Here is an 18015-nt window from a genome sequence, read left to right on the forward strand (position 1 = left end):
TAAGATAACAAAAATAGTGTTAGATAAAACATAAATTGTGTGACATTAGATATCTCAAATAGGGGTATGCAATGAAACGAGACGAGCGTAGGCAGGATATTCTGGATCTCTTGGTGCGCGATGGTGCCGTCGATCTTGATGTGCTGGCGGTCCGGTTCGGCGTGTCGAAAATGACCATCCACCGCGATCTCGATGACTTGGAAAGTGCAGGCGTGCTGCGCAAAATGCGCGGTGGTGCCACGATCGAAGCGGGGACTCAATTCGAGAGCGATTTTAGGTTTCGCACCCAACTGGGCGGTGCCGCAAAGGCCGCGATGGCTGAGGCCGCGTTGACCCTAATCGAGCCTGGGATGAGCGTTATCATCAATGACGGGTCGATGGCGGCGGTGCTTGGTGCGCGTCTCGTGGAAAAGCGCCCTTTGACGGTGTTGACCAATAATGCCGCCGTTCTCGACACCCTCAAAGGTCAGACTGGGATCACATTGGTGGCGCTTGGCGGCACGTATTCGGCCAAATTCAACGCCTATTTCGGCATGGTGACGGAGGCCGCATTGGCATCGTTGCGGGCCGATCTGGCGTTTGTATCGTCGCCGGCTGTTTCGGGTACGGATGTGTTTCACATGGACGCGGATGTCATACGGACCAAACGCGCCATGATGGGGGCGGCGACCAAAACCTGTTTGCTCGTCAACCAAAGCCGTTTTGGCCATACCGCCCTGCACAAACTCGCGGACCTGTCTGCGTTCGATACGATTATTACAAACGGTGCGCCTGATGCGGACAGCCGTGCAGCACTTGATGCGGCGGGACTGACGCTGACGATTGCTCAACAACATATGGATGACGTGACATGACACAGCCAGACTTTTGGATCGGCACAAGTTGGAAGATGAATAAAACGCTCGCACAGGCACAGGTGTTTGCGGCGGGTCTTGTCGATGCGGAGCCTGCATCCGATGCGCGCATTCAGCGCTTTGTCATTCCATCCTTCACAACGGCGCGTGAGGTTGCGCAGGTTTTGAAAGATACCTCGGTAAAGGTCGGTGCGCAAAACATGCATTGGGCGGATGCAGGCGCATGGACGGGTGAAATCTCGCCGGTGATGCTCAAAGATTGCGGACTTGATATTGTCGAGCTAGGCCACTCCGAACGGCGCACGCATTTTGGCGAGACTGACGAAACCGTTGGATTGAAAACACAGGCCGCGGTGCGTCACGGTCTTACCCCGCTCATCTGTATCGGTGAGACATTGCTTGAGCGCGAGGCGGGGCGCGCCCAAGAGGTCTTGGAGGCCCAAGTGCGCGGCGCGCTCGCCAAATTGGATGCGTCACAACGATCTGCTGAAATCCTATTTGCTTACGAACCTGTTTGGGCGATTGGCGAAAACGGTATTCCCGCAACCTCACAATATGCGGACGCACGACAGGCCGATATCATCGACGTGGCGCGAGACGTTTTGGGACGCAAGGTGCCCTGTCTTTATGGTGGATCGGTGAACCCGCAAAATTGCGAAGACCTGATATCATGCCCACATATCGATGGCCTGTTTATTGGCCGCTCGGCGTGGGACGTTGCGGGCTACCTCGACATTCTGACCATGTGCAGCGCCAAAATCTAAATCCCAAGTGATCAAAAAGGAAAGACCCATGAAATTAGCAATTGCCGGTGATACCGCAGGTGTAGGCCTTGCCACTGTTCTCGTTACCCATTTGTCGGACACCTACGATGTCGTTGATATGTCCCAAACGCCAGAGGACGGTTTTTACGCCAACATGTCTGACCGCGTGGCATCCGCCGTGATCGCGGGCGATGTTGATCGTGCAATCTTGGTCTGTGGCACAGGGATTGGTGTCTGTTTGAGTGCAAACAAGGTTCCGGGTATTCGCGCGGCACAATGTCATGACACCTATTCGGCGGGCAAAGCGGCAACATCCAATAACGCCCAAATCATTACGATGGGGGCGCGCGTCATTGGTGCCGAATTGGCCAAGTCTATTGCTGAGGCCTATCTGGCGGCATCATTTGACGCGGGCGGCGCATCTGCAACCAATGTGGCGGCCATCGACGCGCTGGACGTAAAATATAGCAAGGGCTAGCGGGTCGTATTGAATGTGGCGGCGCGGATTTGGCTGCGCCGCCCCGTTCAACACTAGAGCATCTTTATGACGTCTTTTGAGACCGACAATATATAGCCTTTGCGGGCGACATTCTTGACCAACATTTCGCTGACCATTTGATTTCCCAATGTGTCGCGCAGTCGTTTGATGCGTGTCGCCCCGGCCGCTTCGTCGCAATCCGCTGACAGGCGCCCCGAAATCAAGGCCTCGATCTCTGCCCCAGAAAGCATGTCACCATCTAGGCGCGCTTCGGCCAGAACCGACATCGTTTCCATTGCTGCGGGCGTCAGTTGGAATGCCATATCGTTGAGGTACACGGCGTTTTCGCTACGTGAAATGTGCAAGCTGGACACCTGAAGGCCCGCCCGTTCAATCTCGCTCATGCGGCGGTTCATGGCGACGATGGTCACCAAAAATACCAAGGCCGCGACGAGCAAGGCCGTGGCGAAAATCAATAACACGAACATCACCATTCGGTAGCTTGCGAGTGTGTCCGAAAAGGCCGTACCGGATTGCGCAAGGATTTCCAGAAACTTGATCTGCGCACCAGTCGTCAAATCGTTTTCGACAAATATCCGCTCGACACGCGCGTTAAACGCGTTTGCATCTGGCAGGTTGGCAAAGAGAAACGCAGCTGTCGCCAATAGGATGAGGACAATGGCGGCCACACCAAATGCCACAATCCGTGCGGATCGTGCGCTACTTGTATTTGAGGAAAAACGCGCCAGCACTGTCTTTCAAAGCCTCCAACTCGGTCTCGTCAACCATTGCGTCAATCGTCAAAAGAATCCAGCCGTCATTGGCAAGACGCGGTGCGAGAACCTGCGCTGCACCTGCCTTTGTACACGCGCCATCAGGCACCTGTGCCACGCCAAAATGTAGCCTGAGGGGATCCTCTTGCTTGGCTTTATAGGTGGCAAAACACGCGGCGCTTGCCAGCGATGGCAAAAGCACGAGCAACGCTGTGGCCAGTCCCGTTCGGGTGATATGATGAATGTATGTCATGCGCCCAACCATGATCAAAGGCCGCGTGCTATTCAATATCAAAGCCCGTTTGCGTGACTGATATCCGATATCACGCCCCTGATATTGAGCGACTTTGAGAGTTTTGCGCATCGTGTTTCATCGCCGACAATTCGTATCGGCCCATCACACAAAGGATGACCAGATGAAACATACCAAATTCACCGCCGGCCTTATGGCGCTTTCACTATCCGTGTCCGCCTTCGCCGCACCTGCGCGTGCAAGCGATGAGGATGTCGCCCGCGCGATCGGCGGCTTGATGACGTTGTTTGTCATTGGCAAACTGATCGACGAATCCGGAAAGTCAAAGCCTGCAAAAGCACAAGTGACCCATCGGCGGTCCGATACATTATCGCGGCACGACACCGATCGTCGCGCCAACGCGCCGCGCGTAAAGCCCGTAAAACGCGCTTCGCATTTTGATATTCCCGCGCAATGTATTGTGACGGTGGATCGCCGTCATGGTCCAGACACGTCAATCGCGATGGAACGGTGTCTCGATAAAAACCGCCGCTCAAGTGCGCCACTTCCCAACCGCTGTGAGACGGATGTGCATACCCGCAAAGGGACGGTTGGCGGCTATGATATGAGTTGTCTGAACAAATTCGGCTACGAGGTTGCCGCCAAATCACGCCGCTGACATCCATTCGTTGTGCGCGCTGGGCGAAAGGGACACACCTCCCTTTCGCCCTTTTTCGTCTATGTTCCTTGCCAACCGCGCGGTGATGGGGTTTCACCTCCACATGGTAAAAACAGCTCCAGACTATTCATTCGAAACAGATGCAACCGCACGCCGCTATTCACGTATCGTGGGTGTCGACGAAGTGGGGCGAGGCCCGCTGGCTGGTCCCGTCACGGCGTGCGCGGTATGGCTCGATCCAAATCGCATCCCCGATGGCCTCAATGATTCTAAAGCACTGACCGAAAAACGCCGCATCATGCTCTATGAGCAAATCATGGAGGTGGCCGATGTCTCTATCGCGTCATGTTCCGTTGAAGAGATCGACGAGATCAACATTTTACAGGCGTCTTTGCGGGCGATGGAGCGGGCCGTAGCGGGGCTGAGTGTCGCGGCCGATTACGTTCTTGTGGATGGCAATAAGATTCCCAAGGCGTTCGGCGTTGATGCCGAGGCAATTGTGAAAGGCGACGCGCGTTCCGTGTCGATTTCTGCCGCATCAATAGTTGCGAAAACATGGCGCGATAGTTTGATGGTGGATTTAGCGCAACAGCACCCGGGATATGGGTGGGAAAAGAACGCCGGATATGGGACAAAATTGCATCTAGATGGGCTGCGAAATCTTGGGGTGACCCCTCACCATAGACGTTCGTTCAAGCCAGTACACAACATCTTGTATCAAGATAAATAACTAAGTGACTGATTCAAAAAAGAAATTGACCGCGAATCATCTTTGACTCATCTTAGGCCTCACAAAACGACGTCGAAAACGGCGCGGTAACGATGCTCCAATAAGGGGCACGACATGAGGCAGAGTATGACGACGAAAACACGTGAGGCAGCCACAGAGCTGCCGCTAAACCAGATTCTTGGTGGCGATTGCATCGAGATTATGAACAGCCTTCCCGAAGGATCTGTTGACCTGATCTTTGCAGATCCCCCGTATAACCTACAGCTGCGCGGTGATCTTCACCGCCCTGACAATTCCAAAGTTGACGCCGTTGACGACGATTGGGATCAGTTCGATAGCTTTAAGGTCTATGACAACTTTACCCGCGATTGGCTTGCCGCCGCGCGCCGTGTCCTCAAACCGAACGGTGCGATTTGGGCGATTGGCTCATATCACAACGTGTACCGCATGGGCGCCGAGCTCCAGAACCAAGGTTTCTGGATTCTGAATGACGTTGTGTGGCGCAAATCGAATCCGATGCCGAACTTTCGGGGCAAACGATTCACCAATGCCCACGAAACCATTATCTGGGCGTCCAAAAACGAAGCCGCGAAATACACGTTCAACTATGAGGCGCTCAAGTCGTTGAATGAGGGTATTCAGATGCGCTCCGATTGGGTCTTGCCGATTTGTAACGGTGGCGAACGTCTCAAAAATGAAGACGGCGAAAAAGCGCACCCAACGCAAAAACCCGAAAGCTTGTTGCACCGTATTCTGGTTGGCACGACCAATCCCGGCGATGTGGTGCTTGACCCGTTCTTTGGCACGGGCACAACCGGCGCTGTGGCCAAAATGCTAGGCCGTGAGTTCATCGGCATCGAGCGCGAATCCAAATACCGCGAAGTTGCTCAAAAACGCATCGACGCCGTGCGCAAGTTCGACAAAGACGCGTTGCGTGTCTCCACGTCCAAGCGCGCCGAACCACGTGTGCCGTTCGGCCAGTTGGTTGAGCGTGGCATGTTGCGTCCGGGTGAGGAGTTGTCCTCCCTGAACGGTCGTCGCACGGCAAAGGTACGCGCAGATGGAACTCTTGTGTCCAACGATGTCAAAGGGTCCATTCATCAGGTCGGTGCACATCTTGAGGGCGCGCCCTCGTGCAATGGCTGGACGTATTGGACGTTCAAACGGGATGGAAAACAGGTTCCGATTGATGTGCTTCGTCAACAAATCCGCGCGGAGATGAACTAGGCTCCGCGCCCCAAATCACAGCATTGGCATCCGCCCTCTTGCCCGACGAAAGTCCGACGATGGTCCGACGAAAGTCCGACAGGCTTTTTGCGGGTGCCATGCCTCAGATTTCAATAATCGAATACCGCCTGATGCTTGTGGTCTGACTTCCGCAGCATCCGACTTATGCCCCGCCTTTATGGCGGGGCTTTTTTTGAAACACTAAAGAGGTGGAAGTGGGTTGCGACCATTTTTGTAGTCATCCCAATCCTCAATATCGGGATAATACTGTGCCCGCCACGCGCGTACTTTGCGGTTCATAACGCGGCGCCATAGCGAGGGAACCACCGCAATAAATCCCATGACGGTGTAGCCATACGGCAGTTGCGGCGCGTCCGATTCATCGTAGTTTTGCAACAGCGGAAAACGGCGATCTGGCTTATAGTGATGGTCCGAATGGCGCTGTAAATTGATCAGCAACCAATTGGTCGCCATATGCGCCGCGTTCCAGCTATGGTGGGGTTTGACGTGCTCGTATTTGCCATCCCCGAGATGGCGGCGGGTTAGTCCGTAGTGTTCGATATAGTTGGTCAATTCCAATTGCCAAACCGCGACAAGTGCTTGCCACACAAAGAGAAATAGACCCACAGTGCCACCCAGTAGAACGGCGAGTATCAGCATCATAAGTTGCAATGTCCAATAGCGGAAATGTGGATTGCGCGGATGCCAGACGGTCAAGCCGCGCCGCGAAAGCATCGCCTTTTCCGCGTCCCATGCCGAGCGCGGACATTCGCGTAAAACCCGAAAGAAATAGTGGTGGAACCCCTCGTTATAGAGCGCGGTCACCGCATCGCGCCGTGTGCCAACATGGGTATGATGCACCAGCAAATGTTCGGTACGAAAATGCGAGTACAGAACCGAGGATAGCAACAGATCACCAAGCCATCGTTCCGTTGTATTGCGTTGGTGCAAAAGCTCGTGAGCGTAGACAATACCAACGCTACCCGACGACACACCCAAGCCGAAAAACAGGACAATCGTGGCCAACGTCGACAAGTGATCGGTGTGGGTTACAAAGTAGATCAATCCAAAGATATTCACGAATTGAACGGGAAACCAAACCAGCGTCACGAGCCGATACCAAAACAACTCTTTATCCGGTGTTTCTGGGTCAGGGTTATCACGGTTCAAGCCAAATAGAGCATCCAACGCGGCAAAGAGGTGCCATGCGTACAGTGGTACTAAAACGGTCCACCACCCACCCTTGAGCGCGCCGATCCACAATAGCGGAACAATGCCAAGAGAGAGCCAAAACGGCACCGCGTTTCGGGTGGAAATTTTGGCCATATTCATATCAACACCTCTTAACTACGCACGCCACGCGACCTGACGTTCGTCCTACGGATCAATTCTCAATCGTTGTGCGGGCAAGGTCAAATGCCTTTCGCATGAGCGTTGGTAAATCGGAGGGGCGAAACGCCGCATTGGGCCGCAAAACCGCACCCTCCGGTACCGCCACGGTCACCGCCGTATGCACCTGAAGAATAAGGTGGAAATGCGTAAATGTATGACGCACTTCGCCGATCGAATGCCAATCTGAAGTGAATGGCGGGCGGGCGCTGGGCGCCTCATTCCAATCCGAGGTTGGCCATCCGAGCATCCCACCCAACAAACCTTTTTCGGGCCGCTTTTCCAGAACCCACTCATCCGCAATCGTGCGTGAGACGTAGACATGCCCAAGGCGCACGGGTTTGGGCTTTTTAGGGTCTTTCTTGGGCAACTCTGCCGCGATCCCTGCGGCGAGGGCACGGCATTCTCGTCTTAGCGGGCAAATCCCGCAGGCCGGTGATTTCGGCGTGCACACCGTTGCGCCGAGGTCCATGACGGCCTGCGCATAGTCGCCCGCCCGCAATTGGGGCGTAAGGCTTTGCGCCAATGTCATCAATTCGGGTTTGGACTTTGGCAGTGGCATTTCCACCAAAAACAGCCGCGACATGACGCGCTCGACATTGCCATCAAGGACCGTTTCGGGCGCGTCAAAGGCGATCGCGGACACGGCCGAGGCGGTGTACGGCCCAATCCCGGGTAGGGTCAAAAGCGTTGCGTGGTCATGCGGAAACACACCATCATAATCAGCGACGACAGCACGTGCGCACTTTAGGAGATTGCGCGCCCGCGCGTAGTATCCAAGTCCCGCCCACTCTGCCATGACCGCATCATCTGGTGCTGCCGCCAGATCTTGGACCGTGGGCCATAGCGCGGTAAAGCGTTCGAAATAGGCTTTGACGGCGGCCACGGTTGTTTGTTGCAACATGATCTCCGAAAGCCAAACACGGTAGGGATCAGGTGCGCGGCCTTGGGCGCGATCAAAGGGCGCAACGCGCCACGGCAAAACCCGCGCATTGGCGTCATACCATGCCAAAAGCGTCTGGGCGGTTTGCATACATTTCAGGTCGTCACGCATTGTTTAGCATCTGTCATCGGCTTTCTACTGGTGCAGGGCGTCTGGAGCATTACAATAGGGCGTGCGGCCAAAGAGGCCAGATGAAGACTCGGAAAATACGGAGACTTGGAAAACACGATGGCCGTGACACCGGAGAAAAAAATAGCGCGTAGGCGAAAAGGGTTCGAGATCACCTCGGGTCTTTTGCAGGCGCGCATCCGGTCGGCCACCGAAACGCGTGGGTTTTCCGAAACGCGGCTATTGACCCATTGGCCCGAAGTGGTCGGCGAACAGACCGCCGCAATGGCGCGCCCGATCAAGGTGTCGTATGCCAAGGGCGCATTTGGCGCGACACTCACACTTTTGACCACCGGCGCGTTTGCGCCCATGCTTCAGGCGGATTTGCCAAAAATCCGTGACCGTGTGAATTCTGTTTACGGGTTCAACGCCATCAACAGAATTCACATTACTCAGACCGCACCAACGGGTTTTACCGAGGGCCGCGTTCAGTTTGAAACAGCGAAAAAAGAGACAAAACCCGCCCTTGATCCTGCTTTGGTTCATGAGGCGCACGAGATATCGACGGGCGTCAATGACGAGGGCTTGCGTGCTGCGCTAGATCGTCTTGGGGCCAACGTTCTAACCAAAAACGCCAACCAATCATAGGTGGACCCATGAACAGACGCACATTCCTTTCCACAACTGCACTTGCCGTAACCGGCTTTGTCACAAGCTTTGCAATGCCAAGTTTTGCCCAAGATGCCGATGCGGCCGAACCCGCGACCGTTGTGGTTCCTGATCTGACGATGGGGGATGACAATGCGCCGATCGAAATCATCGAATATGCGTCCTACACCTGTCCGCATTGTGCGAGCTTCCACGATGCCGTGTTTAAGGCGCTAAAGGCGGATTACATTGACACGGGCAAAGTGAAATTCACCTACCGCGAAATCTATTTTGACAAGTTTGGCCTGTGGGCGTCGATGGTGGCGCGTTGCGGTGGGTCGATGCGGTATTTTGGCATCCAGACCTTGTTGTATGAACAGCAGTCCGAGTGGATTGCAGGCGGGAAAGATGCGATGCAAATCGTTGAGAACTTGCGCAAAATCGGGAAAACCGCGGGTCTGAGCGACACCGATCTCGATGCGTGCATGAACAACGGTGAAATGGCGCAGGCGATGTATGAAAAAGCCACAAAAGAGGCCGAAGCAGACGACATTAGTTCGACACCAAGCCTTGTGATTGATGGCGTCAAACATTCCAATATGTCCTATGCCGACCTCAAGAAAATTCTTGATGAAAAGCTGGCGGAGTAAGCTTTAGTCTAAACCCAGTTGAGCGAGTTTTGCGTCGATAACCGACCAATCCTCGCTCATCAGGCGCACGGGTAGGGTAACGACTTTTTGGCGAAAGGCGCGGGGCAATCGCACCGCGTCTTTTTCCGTTGTGACCATCTGCGCGCCCAAGGCGAGAGCTTCGATTTCAAGGCGCGTCATCAATTGCATGGAGAGAGGCTGATGATCGTTCAATGCCTCTGCACGACGCAAGTGCGCTCCGAGCCCCCTCAATGTCGCAAAGAACTTTTCAGGATGGCCGATTCCTGCAAAAGCCAGAACGGGCTGATCCGCCCAATCGAACCCAGTTTGTAGCGGTGCAAGGTTGGCACGAACGCGCGGCACGGTCACGGTGTCGGCCCATAGACCTGAAAACCGGTCCTGAGCTGCGGCGTCCCCGATGGACACCACGGCATCTGCGCGCATCAATCCGCGTTCGATAGGTTCGCGCAGTGGCCCCGCCGGAATAACCCGACCGTTTCCAAATCCGCGATGGGCATCTACGACAACGAATGTGGCGTCCTTTTGAACGCTGCCGTTTTGCATTCCGTCATCGAGCAAGATGACATCTGCGCCATCTTTCTCAGCGAGGCGCACACCGTCCGCTCGGTCTTTGGCGACCCATGTCGGTGTGAATGCGGCAATCAAAAGAGGCTCGTCGCCCACTTGATCCGCGTTGTGGCTGCGCTCGTTGACGCGGACAGGGCCGTGGAGTGATCCGCCGTAGCCGCGAGATACGACATGCACCGATTTGCCGCGTTCGATAAGGCGTTGAGCGAGGGCGATGACGGTCGGTGTCTTGCCTGTTCCGCCCGCGTTTATGTTGCCGACACAAATGACAGGAACGCTGGATTTGTAGCCTGTTTTGGCAGCGCGCCGCGCGGTCTGACTGGCATAGATCGCGCCAAGCGGCGTTAATATGCGCGTCATTAAACCGGGGTGTTGTGCAGGATTAGACCAGAATTTGGGCTCTCTCATCCGTCAATCGCCTCACGTATATCAAGCAGATCGTGTAACAGGTCTGCCGTGCGTGTCGAGACTTCTGCGCCTGATGACATGACAATCCACGCGGCATTGGCCGCAATCGCGGCGGCGTCAGGTGCCAGAAGCGCGCGCACCGCTTCGCTTAAATCCGTATCAGAACGCACCAATCGCGCCGCACCCACAGCCGCCAGTCGCGCGTAAGCACCAGCGTGGTGTGAGAGGTGCGGCCCGTGAATGATAGCCGATCCATAGCCCGCGGCATCATTGGGGGACATTCCGCCACTTTGCGTTAGCGAGGATCCCAAAAACGATGTTGGTGCGGCGCGGTACCATAATGCATTTTCGTCAATATCGGGGTCAGCGATGAGAACCTGCACCTCTTCAGTGACAGCCGCCAAGTCACAGCGTTGCGCGAGACGCAAACCCGTTGTGGCTGCCTGTCGTTCAAACGCGGCTTGTGCATCTGCGTCCTTGAATGTCGCGATCAATAAAAGCCTATGTGCGCGGCGCATGACGGTCGCGTGCGCTTTCAACACATCTGCGACTTCGCCGGCTGCGAGTTGGGCCGCAAACCATGTGGGCCGCGTACCTATCTCGCGCGACAGATCGGAGAACCCGTGTTCTTCGAAGCGATGCGATAGCGCGCCCTCTTCGAGTGGGCCGATGACCTCAACGCTTTGTTGATTTGCACCCATACGTCGCCACGTTGCGGCGTCACTTTGGTTGGCGGCAATGACGTGATCGAATTGCGACAGCGTAACGGACCGCAGAGCAGGTAGGATAAACCGAGCGTCCAATTCGAACCCACAATCGGGAGCCGCAATTGCAACGGTCGGGATGTGCGCCTCTTGGACGTGCCAAAGGAGCGACGGGCGAAAGCGGTCCCCGACCCAAGCCAGAACACTCGGCTTCCAGTGGTCAAGGAACCGGCGGACGACTGTGCTACACTCCTCGGGGAGCGGCATGTGTATGACATTGTCGAGCGGCGCAATATGTGAGGGCAGCGCGTCAGGTGTTGTCAAAAGGCACGTGAGATCCGGCCGGTTCTCGCGCAGTGTCTCCAACAACTCGAGTGCGGCTTGCAACGCGTGTGTGCGCGCCACATTGATCCAGATGATCTCACCCGATGGGCGCGGGGGTAGGGTGCGCGCCAATCGATGGTCACAGCGTTCTTGCGACAGCACGCCAGAGGCCTGAAGTCTGCGCAGCCGTTTTACGGCTTGCGATTCAGAACGTGCAGCCGCTGCAAGATAGGCTCTAAGGGAGGCCGGTTTGGCCATATGGCCTATCCTCAGGTGTCGAGCTCTTCGGTTGAACTTGCCGCTGCTTCTTCGTCGCGCAAACGGTGGAGATGCGCGATAAAGTACCGCATATGGGCGTTATCAACTGTGCGCTGGGCCTCGGATTTCCACGCGGCATGGGCGGAGTCGTAATCGGGGAAAACGCCGACAACATGGATATCATCCGTGTTGCGAAATGTTGTTTTGGTCGGGTCGACCAATTCGCCGCCGAAAACAAGGTGCAGTCGTTGTGTCATGACATCCTCCATCGGGTCAGTGTGTCCGCACCCTATCCGATCCACTTGGACGGTCAAGGCGATGCGCGGCGTGTTGCGGGCCGATTGCCTAAAAACTATGCGCTACGCCTTTTTTGAACGCTAATACGCGTGCGTACTGTTCCTCTTATGGGCGGCAGGGGGCATTGTGAACCTATGGTTACGTATATGCCTTCTTGCCCGCGGCTCGTTGTTTTTTCCGATCTGGATGGCACGCTCTTAGATCACACGAGTTACGATTGGTCGCCTGCCCAGCCTGCGCTTGATTGCATGTTAGACCTCGGCATCCCGTTGGTTTTGGCCAGCTCAAAGACAGCGTTTGAGATCTACGAGTTGCGCGCAGAAATGGGATTTTCTCACGTTCCTGCCATTGTCGAGAATGGTGCGGGACTTTTGCGCGCGGGTGAAATCCCAAATGCGGACTCAAATGATTATACGGCACTCCTTGCGGCATTATCCGACATACCGCTGCCGTTACGCCGATCGTTTCAGGGGTTTTCGCAGTGGTCGGTTGATCAGATTGCACGAGAAACGGGGCTATCCGTTACTCGTGCGGCTCTGGCCGCAAAGCGCCAATTCTCTGAGCCGGGTAGGTGGGTTGGGGCGCAAGACGGGCTTGATGCATTCATAGCCGCACTGTCCGAGCGCGGAGTTTTCGCGCGGCGCGGGGGTCGGTTTTTAACCCTCTCCTTTGGGGCCACAAAAGCGGATCATATGGCGGACATAGTGTCTAAATGGGCGCCGCCGCCATTATCCCTTGCCCTCGGAGATGCCCCCAACGACACGGATATGATTGCGGCTGCGGACTTTGGCGTGATCATCACGAACCCCGATGCGCCGCCGCTTGCGCAGATGGCGGGTGAGGCCACGGGACGCATCACGCGTAGCACAGATTCGGGGCCGGTCGGATGGAACAAAAGCGTGCTGGAACGCATTGAGCAAATTTACGACATAAAGAGGTGAGACATGGCTGATTTCCATCAAGGCGGGCACGTGGCCACGCTGCACAACCTGCGCCACAATACAGCGGACGATCTTGCGCGTGAGCTTGATCTGTTTTCATCGACGCGAAAAATTACTCTCATATTGCCGTCCTTGTTTTCCGAATTAGAGGGGGACGCGCTACCCGCGATCATTGACGAGCTTAACAAGGTTAATTTTATCCACCGGATTGTCATTGGCCTCGATCGCGCCGATGAGGCTCAATACAGATATGCACGCAAGTTCTTTGCCAAACTCAAGGCGGAGCATGTTGTGTTGTGGAACGATGGTGCGCGTCTCAAAGCCGTGGATGCGCGCTTACAAGAGTTGGGTCTGTCGCCCGCCGAACCGGGCAAGGGGCGCAATGTCTGGTTTTGTATGGGCTACACGATTGCGCGCGCTGATAGTGCGGTTGTTGCGGTGCATGATTGCGATGTTGTGACTTACTCTGCGGGCATGCTCGCGCGCTTGGTCTATCCGGTGACCAATCCGAATTTCCCCTATCAGATGTCAAAAGGGTTCTATCCGCGCGTGGCAGAGGGCAAACTAAATGGCCGTGTGTCGCGGCTGTTGGTGTCGCCAATGTTAGCCGCCTTGCGCAAGGTGCTCGGCCCGCGTGACTACCTCGATTTCCTGTCCGACTTTCGCTACCCGCTTGCGGGTGAGTTTGCGATGCGTACATCGATTTTGCCCGACATGCGTATCCCGTCCGATTGGGGTTTAGAGATCGGGCTTTTGTCCGAAGCATGGCGCAACCTAAGCCCGCGTGCGGTGTGTCAGGTCGAGATTTCCGACCGCTATGATCACAAACACCAAGACCTCAGTGAAGAGGATGCAAACCAAGGCCTCTCGCGCATGTCGGTAGATATCTGTAAGGCGCTCTATCGTAAGCTGGCTGCGGACGGAACGGTGTTTTCCGAAGAGATCTTTCGCTCGATTAAGGCCACGTACTACCGTGATGGCTTGGACCTGATCGAGACCTATTTTAACGATGCGCGCATGAACGGGCTGCATGTGGACCGCCATGTCGAAGAGCGCGCTGTTGAACTATTTGCGTCCAATATTATGCGCGCAGGTCAGGTGTTTTTGGAAAACCCTATGGAGACGCCATTCATTCCAAACTGGAGTAGGGTCCATGCGGCAGACCCTGACATTGTCGCCGATTTGGTGCACGCCGTCTCACAAGATATGGATGAGTTTGTCTAGTTCGGCTTGAGACGCTCAACGATAGCCCTCGACAGTGCGGCACTTCCCGCGACGAGACCATTGGTTGCGGGATGCGGTTGATTGAAAACGGGACGTTGGCCTGCGCGGTCTAAAACCACGCCACCGGCCTCTTCCATGATCAATGCGCCGGCTGCAACGTCCCACTCCCATGTCGGGCGTAAAGTGATCATCGCATCGTAGCGTCCTTGGGCAACAAGGGCGAGACGGTAGGCGAGAGATGGGCGGAATTTGCGCACAAATGCGGGCGGCCCATCTTGCCAATGCTCGGCATCCAGAACGCCCTTTTTGACCAGAACACGGGCACCGTTTAGCTCTGTGCCGCCGCGCACACGGATAGGATCCCCGTTGAGTGTTGCGCCGCCCCCCGTGGTGGCGGCAAAGAGGCGGTCGCGCAGCGGCAGGTAGACGACAGCGGCGACAACCTCACCGCGTTCGACAATGGCGAGTGAATGCGCCCAATTCGTATCGCCTTGGATAAAGCTCCGCGTCCCATCAATCGGGTCGACGATGACCACGCGATCTTTGCCCAAGCGCTCGGCGGTGTCCGCAGTTTCTTCCGACAACCAACCATAGGTTGGGCGCGCGGTTGCAAAGCGGTCGAACAGGTGGCGGTCCACAGCCAGATCAGCCTCTGTGACCGGACCCGCCCCGTCTCCTTTGTCCCATACCTCAGGGTCGGATTTCCAATACGGCGTGGCAATCCGTCCGGCCTCCAAGGCGGCTTCGATCAAAAGTGAAAGATCATCAGTCTCCGGCAAGGGTCATCCCCTCGACCAAAAGCGATGGGACCACCGTGCTCAAGTGTGTGCGAGCATCGTTTGCGGGGATGAGTGAGCCAAGCATTTCGCGTAGATTCCCTGCAATCGTGCATTCGTTTACAGCGTATGCGATTTCGCCGTTTTCCACCCAAAAACCAGCGGCGCCACGCGAATAATCGCCCGTTGTAGGATTGATCGTTGAACCGATCATGGATGTGACAAGCAGGCCTGTTCCCATCTCGGAAATCAAGTCCTCTCGACTTTTTTCGCCTTGGGTGAGCGCGACATTGGACAGGGATGGGGAGGGTGGTGACGACACGCCACGCGCCGCATTTGCCGTGCTGTCCATCCCCAATTTGCGTGCGGATGCCAGATCAAGTGTCCAACCCATAAGGCGACCGTTCTCGACAATGGTGCGCTCTTTGGTTGGTAATCCCTCGCCATCAAACAGGCGCGAGGCCGTGACGCGTTTGCGGTGGGGGTGCTCGGTGATCGACAAGGAGGCAGGCAAGACAAACTCGCCCAATGCGTCACGCAACCAACTGGACCCGCGCGCAATCGATGCGCCGTTTACCGCACCAAGCAGATGTCCGATTAGCGACGACGATATGCGTTCATCATACAGCACAGGGTAGCTACCGGTCTTTGGTTTGCGCGCGCCAACGCGCTCGACCGTGCGCCGTCCTGCGAGCATCCCAATATCTTCAGGTGTGGGCAGATCGGTTTGGAAAACCCGCGACTCGCCGCAATAATCGCGTTCCATCGTGGATCCGTCACCGGCGATGGCAACACATGATGTCATCCTGTCCGACCGCATGTAGCTGCCCGAAAAACCGTTGGATGCAGCGATCTGGATACGGCGACGACCATAGGCCGCCGATGCGGATTGAACTTTCGTGACGCCATCAATGCCAAGGGCCGCCGCCTCTGCGCGCGCAGCATCGTCTTGTAGCTCAGCGGGGCTTGGCTCCTCAGTTGGATCGAACAGCTCCAACACGCAGGTGTCGCGATCCTGTGCCAATTGGCTGGCATCGGCCAACCCGATAAAGGGATCTTCAGGGGCCATACGCGCCATGGCCACCGCACGCTCGGCCATGGTTGTAAGCGTCTCCTCACGTGTGTCCGACGCGGAGACGCAGGCCTGACGTTTGCCGATTAAAACGCGCAAGCCAATATCAACGCCCTCTGATCGCTCGGCATGCTCCAAGGCGCCTGCGCGCACGTCGATGGACACAGATGTGCCGTCAACCGCCACGACATCGGCGGCCTGTGCGCCTGCGCGTTTCGCGGCGTCTAACAACTGTGCTGTTAGTGCTGATAGATCTTGCGCCATGTTGTGTCCTTCGTCTTATTTGGTCTAGGGCTTAAGCCGCGCACCTGCCGCTCGCAAGAGGGCATAGGGCACAGGCCTAAACTTGGAATGAGCCTAAGCCCTAAAATGGTAGCGGTAGTCCGTTGGCAAGGATTTGTCCGTCTGCTGTACGCTCGATGTGTGAGACCAAGACGCCAACTTCGGGGCCTGGTCGTGCCAACATTCCGAGCATCATTTGGGCTAAGCCGCCAAATTGGGGCGGTGTCAGGCCAATGCGTGTAAATGTGTCTATAAGATCGGTGATATTGGTCAGTGTAATGTCGATGCTGCCGATCAAATCAGGCAGGCCCATTTGTGCGATGCCATCAGAATTTGCTGTCAACGCGCCTGTGGCGTCGATCTTTGCCCCTGCGAAAGACACGAAAAACGTCTCAAGGTTGAGGCTCGAAAGTTTGGTCATGTTGCTCGATACAATCGATGTCGGGTCGGTGGGGGTGAGGCCCTCAAAAACCAAGGCGTCTCCGGTCAACTGAACGGTGATAGTTGCGGGCTCTCTCGCCAGTTCGCCGAGCGGGTCAAACATGGCCCAAAGGGACGCGGACATGCCGATATCGTCGAGTGAAAGGCCCAGTTCAAAGGGTTGTGGCGCATCGCCTTGTGTAAGTGGGACGGACATCGTCACGCCCGAGTTGGCAATGGAAATATGGGCATCTTTCACAGGAACTGATGGGCCGGATAACATGGCCGTGAAATCTGTGCTTTTTGCTTCATAATATGCCGTGCCGTTCACGGCCGACATATCGACCCACGACTGGCCGACAGTGCCAGAGAGGGTCGACGCGGATGGCCGGTCACCATCAGCAAGCTGAGCCTCGAACACACCTGTTTCAAACGATTGCGCAAACCGCGCGGAGAGGGTGGACAGCGCGGCACTCCAATCCGTTGTACTTGCGTCACGTGGTCCCTCGTAGTCGCCTTCGCTCGCGTAGCCAGACAGCGACGCGCTCAGCTGCATTTGCGACCCTTCGTCACCGGGTTGGTTCATCTGGTAGCTATAGCTATCTGCGGCGATATTGAACTGACCCTTTACAGTGGTCGCACCCTTTTTGGAGGACAGCGCGCCGGAGACATTCGACACCGTTATTTCATTGGTCTGTGCCAAGGCGAGATCATCAGAGCCAGAGATTTCGGTCAACATCTCAAAGTCGGCACCATCAAGTGCGTAGATCATGGCATCAGGGTCGCCTGTTACGATAATCTCGCCGCTCAGAGTTGCGTTGGTCGTGACCTCGGCGCGAAATGTGTCCTCGCCCAGCTCTTGGAGTTTTGAGCCTGTGATGCGGCTTATGACGGGGGAGACGAATACCATTTTGACGGACCCGTTGCCCAAATTTACGAGGTCGATTTGCTCTATCTGTGTGGTGTGTGACAGGCTTCCATCGTCAGCGTCATCAGATCGAAACGTGACATTGCGTGCGATAAGCGTGTTTCCATCGCGTTCCAAATCGGCCGTTACGGATTGGTCAAACAGTTTGATCGTGGCCAAGGTGTCGTTCCACACATCCTCGGGTGTCACATCCGCCAAAACAGGCGCTGCGATTGCGGTGCACAATAGAACCGATGGGATGAGAGTGACGGCGCGCATTCGATTTCTCCTCAGAAAGTTATGCCTAGGGTTTATGTGTTTGCGTGCAGGGTCAAGACT

The 18015-nt window shown here is 55.8% G+C and carries 20 protein-coding genes; 10 read left to right on the forward strand and 10 right to left on the reverse strand.

The window, feature by feature from the left end; all coding sequences use genetic code 11:
* Nucleotides 1-71 precede the first annotated feature (71 nt).
* Genes IMCC12053_RS09160 through IMCC12053_RS09170 form a run of 3 tightly spaced genes read left to right on the forward strand, consistent with a single transcriptional unit; the run spans nt 72 to nt 2096 of the window.
* Nucleotides 72-854 (forward strand): DeoR/GlpR family DNA-binding transcription regulator, encoded by a 783-nt coding sequence (locus tag IMCC12053_RS09160; protein ID WP_062218380.1) that lies wholly within the window; start codon nt 72-74, stop codon nt 852-854.
* Nucleotides 851-1618 carry a triose-phosphate isomerase gene (locus IMCC12053_RS09165; RefSeq protein ID WP_062218382.1) on the forward strand — a complete coding sequence of 256 codons (768 nt, stop codon included), beginning with the start codon at nt 851-853 and terminating at the stop codon, nt 1616-1618. The genes IMCC12053_RS09160 and IMCC12053_RS09165 overlap by 4 nt, the downstream gene beginning before the upstream one ends.
* A gap of 28 nt (nt 1619-1646) precedes the next feature.
* Nucleotides 1647-2096, forward strand: coding sequence for an RpiB/LacA/LacB family sugar-phosphate isomerase (locus IMCC12053_RS09170; RefSeq protein ID WP_062218384.1), 450 nt, complete (start codon nt 1647-1649; stop codon nt 2094-2096).
* Nucleotides 2097-2149: 53 nt separating this feature from the next.
* On the opposite strand, the gene IMCC12053_RS09175 is transcribed toward IMCC12053_RS09170, so the two are convergent.
* Nucleotides 2150-2848 (reverse strand): winged helix-turn-helix domain-containing protein, encoded by a 699-nt coding sequence (locus IMCC12053_RS09175; RefSeq protein ID WP_177205503.1) that lies wholly within the window; start codon nt 2846-2848, stop codon nt 2150-2152.
* Nucleotides 2817-3122: a hypothetical protein gene (locus IMCC12053_RS09180; RefSeq protein WP_062221121.1), complete on the reverse strand. Its 306-nt coding sequence runs from the start codon at nt 3120-3122 to the stop codon at nt 2817-2819. Before IMCC12053_RS09180 ends, IMCC12053_RS09175 begins: the two co-directional genes overlap by 32 nt.
* A 163-nt stretch (nt 3123-3285) precedes the next feature.
* Between IMCC12053_RS09180 and IMCC12053_RS09185 the strand changes: the two genes are divergently transcribed.
* The 3 genes from IMCC12053_RS09185 to IMCC12053_RS09195 all read left to right on the forward strand — a co-directional run bounded on the left by IMCC12053_RS09185 (nt 3286) and on the right by IMCC12053_RS09195 (nt 5737).
* Nucleotides 3286-3780, forward strand: a complete 495-nt coding sequence (locus IMCC12053_RS09185) for a hypothetical protein (RefSeq protein ID WP_062218385.1) — start codon at nt 3286-3288, stop codon at nt 3778-3780.
* A gap of 103 nt (nt 3781-3883) precedes the next feature.
* On the forward strand, nt 3884-4510 hold the full coding sequence (locus tag IMCC12053_RS09190; RefSeq protein WP_062221124.1) for a ribonuclease HII: 627 nt from the start codon (nt 3884-3886) through the stop codon (nt 4508-4510).
* Between the two features lie 126 nt (nt 4511-4636).
* Complete coding sequence (locus IMCC12053_RS09195) at nt 4637-5737, forward strand: site-specific DNA-methyltransferase (protein ID WP_062218387.1); 1101 nt, start codon at nt 4637-4639, stop codon at nt 5735-5737.
* Between the two features lie 201 nt (nt 5738-5938).
* Here IMCC12053_RS09195 and IMCC12053_RS09200 read toward each other — a convergent pair whose 3' ends face one another.
* Together IMCC12053_RS09200 and mutY are read right to left on the reverse strand one after the other, a co-directional pair.
* Complete coding sequence (locus IMCC12053_RS09200) at nt 5939-7069, reverse strand: alkane 1-monooxygenase (RefSeq protein ID WP_062218388.1); 1131 nt, start codon at nt 7067-7069, stop codon at nt 5939-5941.
* A 52-nt stretch (nt 7070-7121) separates the two neighbouring features.
* Complete coding sequence (mutY, locus tag IMCC12053_RS09205) at nt 7122-8180, reverse strand: A/G-specific adenine glycosylase (RefSeq protein WP_062218389.1); 1059 nt, start codon at nt 8178-8180, stop codon at nt 7122-7124.
* Between the two features lie 117 nt (nt 8181-8297).
* On the opposite strand from mutY, the gene IMCC12053_RS09210 reads away from it, so the two are divergent.
* Nucleotides 8298-8825, forward strand: a complete 528-nt coding sequence (locus IMCC12053_RS09210; protein WP_082389070.1) for a DUF721 domain-containing protein — start codon at nt 8298-8300, stop codon at nt 8823-8825.
* An 8-nt stretch (nt 8826-8833) separates the two neighbouring features.
* Entirely contained in the window at nt 8834-9475 is a 642-nt protein-coding gene (locus IMCC12053_RS09215; RefSeq protein ID WP_062218390.1) for a DsbA family protein, read from the forward strand.
* Nucleotides 9476-9478: 3 nt separating this feature from the next.
* On the opposite strand, the gene lpxK is transcribed toward IMCC12053_RS09215, so the two are convergent.
* Genes lpxK through IMCC12053_RS09230 form a run of 3 tightly spaced genes read right to left on the reverse strand, consistent with a single transcriptional unit; the run spans nt 9479 to nt 12014 of the window.
* A complete protein-coding gene (gene lpxK, locus IMCC12053_RS09220) occupies nt 9479-10471 on the reverse strand; it encodes a tetraacyldisaccharide 4'-kinase (protein ID WP_062218391.1) in 993 nt (330 codons plus the stop codon).
* Nucleotides 10468-11757 (reverse strand): 3-deoxy-D-manno-octulosonic acid transferase, encoded by a 1290-nt coding sequence (locus IMCC12053_RS09225; RefSeq protein ID WP_062218392.1) that lies wholly within the window; start codon nt 11755-11757, stop codon nt 10468-10470. The genes lpxK and IMCC12053_RS09225 overlap by 4 nt, the downstream gene beginning before the upstream one ends.
* A gap of 11 nt (nt 11758-11768) precedes the next feature.
* Nucleotides 11769-12014 (reverse strand): DUF4170 domain-containing protein, encoded by a 246-nt coding sequence (locus IMCC12053_RS09230; protein WP_062218393.1) that lies wholly within the window; start codon nt 12012-12014, stop codon nt 11769-11771.
* Between the two features lie 186 nt (nt 12015-12200).
* On the opposite strand from IMCC12053_RS09230, the gene IMCC12053_RS09235 reads away from it, so the two are divergent.
* Both IMCC12053_RS09235 and IMCC12053_RS09240 read left to right on the forward strand, forming a co-directional pair.
* Nucleotides 12201-12995 (forward strand): HAD-IIB family hydrolase, encoded by a 795-nt coding sequence (locus IMCC12053_RS09235; protein WP_082389134.1) that lies wholly within the window; start codon nt 12201-12203, stop codon nt 12993-12995.
* A gap of 3 nt (nt 12996-12998) precedes the next feature.
* Nucleotides 12999-14219 (forward strand): glycosyltransferase family protein, encoded by a 1221-nt coding sequence (locus IMCC12053_RS09240; RefSeq protein ID WP_062218396.1) that lies wholly within the window; start codon nt 12999-13001, stop codon nt 14217-14219.
* Here IMCC12053_RS09240 and IMCC12053_RS09245 read toward each other — a convergent pair.
* The 3 genes from IMCC12053_RS09245 to IMCC12053_RS09255 all read right to left on the reverse strand — a co-directional run bounded on the left by IMCC12053_RS09245 (nt 14216) and on the right by IMCC12053_RS09255 (nt 17955).
* Nucleotides 14216-14998 carry a 3'(2'),5'-bisphosphate nucleotidase CysQ gene (locus IMCC12053_RS09245; RefSeq protein WP_062218398.1) on the reverse strand — a complete coding sequence of 261 codons (783 nt, stop codon included), beginning with the start codon at nt 14996-14998 and terminating at the stop codon, nt 14216-14218. The two genes, IMCC12053_RS09240 and IMCC12053_RS09245, sit on opposite strands and share 4 nt — an antisense overlap.
* The gene (locus IMCC12053_RS09250) at nt 14985-16331 is read right to left on the reverse strand and encodes a TldD/PmbA family protein (RefSeq protein WP_062218400.1); all 1347 of its coding nucleotides are present in this window, start codon (nt 16329-16331) and stop codon (nt 14985-14987) included. The genes IMCC12053_RS09245 and IMCC12053_RS09250 overlap by 14 nt, the downstream gene beginning before the upstream one ends.
* Nucleotides 16332-16431: 100 nt before the next feature.
* A complete protein-coding gene (locus IMCC12053_RS09255) occupies nt 16432-17955 on the reverse strand; it encodes a DUF2125 domain-containing protein (RefSeq protein WP_062218402.1) in 1524 nt (507 codons plus the stop codon).
* Nucleotides 17956-18015 lie beyond the last annotated feature (60 nt).

The organism is Celeribacter marinus (assembly GCF_001308265.1).
Lineage (GTDB): Bacteria > Pseudomonadota > Alphaproteobacteria > Rhodobacterales > Rhodobacteraceae > Celeribacter > Celeribacter marinus.